Origin of the sequence: Kineococcus indalonis (genome assembly GCF_009906395.1) — a bacterium.
Classification (GTDB): domain Bacteria; phylum Actinomycetota; class Actinomycetes; order Actinomycetales; family Kineococcaceae; genus Kineococcus; species Kineococcus indalonis.
Map to the genome: position 1 here is coordinate 1 of NZ_JAAALM010000527.1, position 2,744 is coordinate 2,744.

The window sequence follows — 2,744 nt, forward strand, 5'->3', positions numbered from 1 at the left end:
GCCCCGGAGGCCGCCCCGGAGGGGGCGGCCTCGGGGGCGGCGTCGTGACCACCCTGTCCACCCACGTCCTGGACGCCACCACCGGCACCCCCGCCCGCGGCGTCGGGCTGGTCCTCACCGGCCCCGACGGCCGGGTGCTGGCCCGCGCCCGCACCGACGACGACGGCCGGGCCCGCTTCGCCGACGTCCTGGCCCCCGGCGTGCACCGGCTCACCTTCGCCACCGGGGAGTACTTCGCCGCCGCCGGGCGGCGCACGTTCCACCCGGAGGTCGTCGTCACCTTCGGCGTCGACCCGGCACCGCACCTGCACGTGCCGCTGCTGCTGTCGCCGTTCGCCTACTCCACCTACCGAGGGAGCTGACCGTGCCGATCGTCCTGGCGGACCACCAGTACGGCAAGGCCGAGAACCGCGTGGTGCGCTTCCAGCGCGACTCCCCGCGCCACGAGGTCGTGGACCTGAACGTCACCACGACGCTGCGCGGCGACTTCGCCGACGCCTACCTCACCGGCGACCAGTCCAAGGTCCTGCCGACGGACACGCAGAAGAACACCGTGTACGCGTACGCCAAGGAGAAGGGGGTCGCCTCGGTCGAGGGGTACGCGCTGGACCTGGCGCGCCACTTCGTCGACGACGTGGCGCCCGTCACCGGCGCCCGCGTCGACGTCGACTCCTACCCGTGGACGCGCGCGCAGGTCGGCGGCACCGGCCACGACCACACGTGGGTGCGCTCGGGCGGGGAGGTGCGCACCGCCGCCGCCGCCGTCCACGGGAAGGGCGCGGAGCAGGTCGTGCACGTGCTCGCCGGGCTGAAGGAGCTGACGCTGCTGAAGTCCACCGGCTCGCAGTTCACCGGTTTCCTCACCGACGGGTACACCACGCTGGCCGAGACCGACGACCGCGTCATGGCGACGTCCCTGGTGGCGACGTGGCGCTACGGCCCGGCGGCCCTGGCGGACGGCTTCGACTTCGACGCCGCCCGCGCCGCGGTGCGCGCCGCGCTCGTGGAGCAGTTCGCGACCCTGCACTCCCTGGCGCTGCAGCAGACCCTGTGGCACATGGGCAGGGCGGCGCTGGAACGGGTGCCGCAGGCGGTGGAGATCCGGCTGCTGGCGCCGAACAAGCACCACTTCGCCTACGACCTGGAGCGCTTCGGCGTGCAGAACCGCGGCGAGGTGTTCCACGCCGACGACCGCCCCTACGGGCTGATCCAGGCGGTCGTGGCCGACGACGCGTTCCCGCCCGCCCCGGAGGCGTGGTCGTGAGCGGCGGCGCGGGCGGCGGCACGGCCGCCGGCTCCGACGAGCACTTCCTGGAGCGCGCCGTCGAGCTGGCCACGAAGAACGTCGCCGAGGGCGGCGGCCCGTTCGGCGCGGTGCTCGTGCGCGGCGGGGAGCTGCTGGCCACCGGGCAGAACCGCGTCACCCGCGACAACGACCCCACCGCGCACGCGGAGGTGCAGGCCGTGCGCGCCGCCTGCCGCCTGCTGGGCACGTTCTCCCTGCACGGCACCACGCTGTACTCCAGCTGCGAGCCGTGCCCGATGTGCCTGGCCTCGGCGCTGTGGGCGCGGGTGGACCGCGTCGTGTACGCCGCCGACCGCGACGACGCCGCGCGCGGGGGGTTCGACGACCGCGCGTTCTACGACCTGTTCTCCACCGACCGGGCGCTGTGGTCCACGCCGGTGCGCCAGCAGCGCGTGCCCGGCGCCGCCGAGCCGTTCGACGCGTGGCTCACCAGCGCCGCGCGCGTCGACTACTGAGCGGCCGGGCCGTGCGCGGCGGGCGGGTCGCCGAGGTCGTCCAGCAGCCGCAGCGCCACGTGCACGTCGGCCAGGTCGGCGACGTCGCGCAGGTCCCGGCCCAGCAGCTCCTCCAGGCGCCCCACCCGGTAGCGCACGGTGTTCTGGTGCAGGTGCAGCGCCTGGGCGGTGCGGGTGGGCGAGCAGCCGTGGCGCAGGTGGGCGCGCAGCGTGCCCAGCAGCTCCGCGTCGGCCAGCAGCGGGCCGAGCACGGTGCGGGCGAACCCGGCCCGCTGCTCGGCGGGCACGGCGCGCAGCAGGTCCAGCACGGTGCCGGTGTCGGCGTCCTCGGCCAGCACGACGCGGCCGGTGGCAGCCCGCGCGGCGCCCAGCGCGCGCCGCGCCCCGGCCACCGCCTCCTCCCCGCCCTCGCCGGGCCGGCTGACCCCGGCGAGCAGGCGGCGCTCGCCCAGGGAGGGCCCCAGGCGCGCCAGGCGCCGGCGCAGCAGCGCCACGAGGTCCGCGCGGGCCTCGGCCAGCGCGGTGGCGCCCCCTGCGGTCACCTGCAGCCGGTGCGGCACGTCGGCCAGGGCGTCGGCGAGGGCGCGCGCGGACCACGCCCCGTCGGCGAGCACCGCCACCACGCGCCCGCGCGGGGCCGGCGGCACCTCCGCGGTGCGCCGGTGCACGGCCACCGCCCCGGCCAGGGCGTCCAGCAGCGCGACCTGCCCGGCGGGCGCGCCGGCGTCCACGAGCACCCACCAGCGCTCGGCGGGGTCCTCCGCGCCCACGGCGCGCACCTGCACCGCCCCGCCGGCCAGGCGCACCACGGCCGGCCCGGCGCCGCCGCCCGCGGCGGCGCGCGCCCCGCGCAGCACGGCGTCGTCGGCCTCGTCCTCGCTCAGCGGCACCGGCCCGGGCACCACCTGCCGGCCGGTGGCGGAGAGCACCCGCACGGGCCGGTGCCGCTGAGCGAGGACGAGGCCGACGACGCCGTGCTGCGC

At 77.7% G+C, this 2,744-nt stretch carries 4 protein-coding genes; 3 read left to right on the forward strand and 1 reads right to left on the reverse strand.

Annotated features, from left to right (window positions below; genetic code table 11):
* The first annotated feature begins 44 nt into the window (after positions 1 to 44).
* From uraH to GTR00_RS18425, 3 genes are read left to right on the forward strand one after another with little or no spacing between them, the layout of a single operon-like run.
* On the forward strand, positions 45 to 362 hold the full coding sequence (gene uraH, locus GTR00_RS18415; protein WP_166613024.1) for a hydroxyisourate hydrolase: 318 nt from the start codon (positions 45 to 47) through the stop codon (positions 360 to 362).
* A 2-nt stretch (positions 363 to 364) separates the two neighbouring features.
* Positions 365 to 1,264 (forward strand): factor-independent urate hydroxylase, encoded by a 900-nt coding sequence (gene pucL, locus GTR00_RS18420; RefSeq protein ID WP_166613025.1) that lies wholly within the window; start codon positions 365 to 367, stop codon positions 1,262 to 1,264.
* Positions 1,261 to 1,761 carry a nucleoside deaminase gene (locus GTR00_RS18425; RefSeq protein WP_166613026.1) on the forward strand — a complete coding sequence of 167 codons (501 nt, stop codon included), beginning with the start codon at positions 1,261 to 1,263 and terminating at the stop codon, positions 1,759 to 1,761. Before pucL ends, GTR00_RS18425 begins: the two co-directional genes overlap by 4 nt.
* Here the strand turns inward: GTR00_RS18425 and GTR00_RS18430 are convergent.
* Positions 1,755 to 2,744, reverse strand: a 990-nt coding sequence (locus GTR00_RS18430; RefSeq protein ID WP_205706156.1) for a helix-turn-helix domain-containing protein, incomplete at its 5' end; no start/stop codon positions are given. The two genes, GTR00_RS18425 and GTR00_RS18430, sit on opposite strands and share 7 nt — an antisense overlap.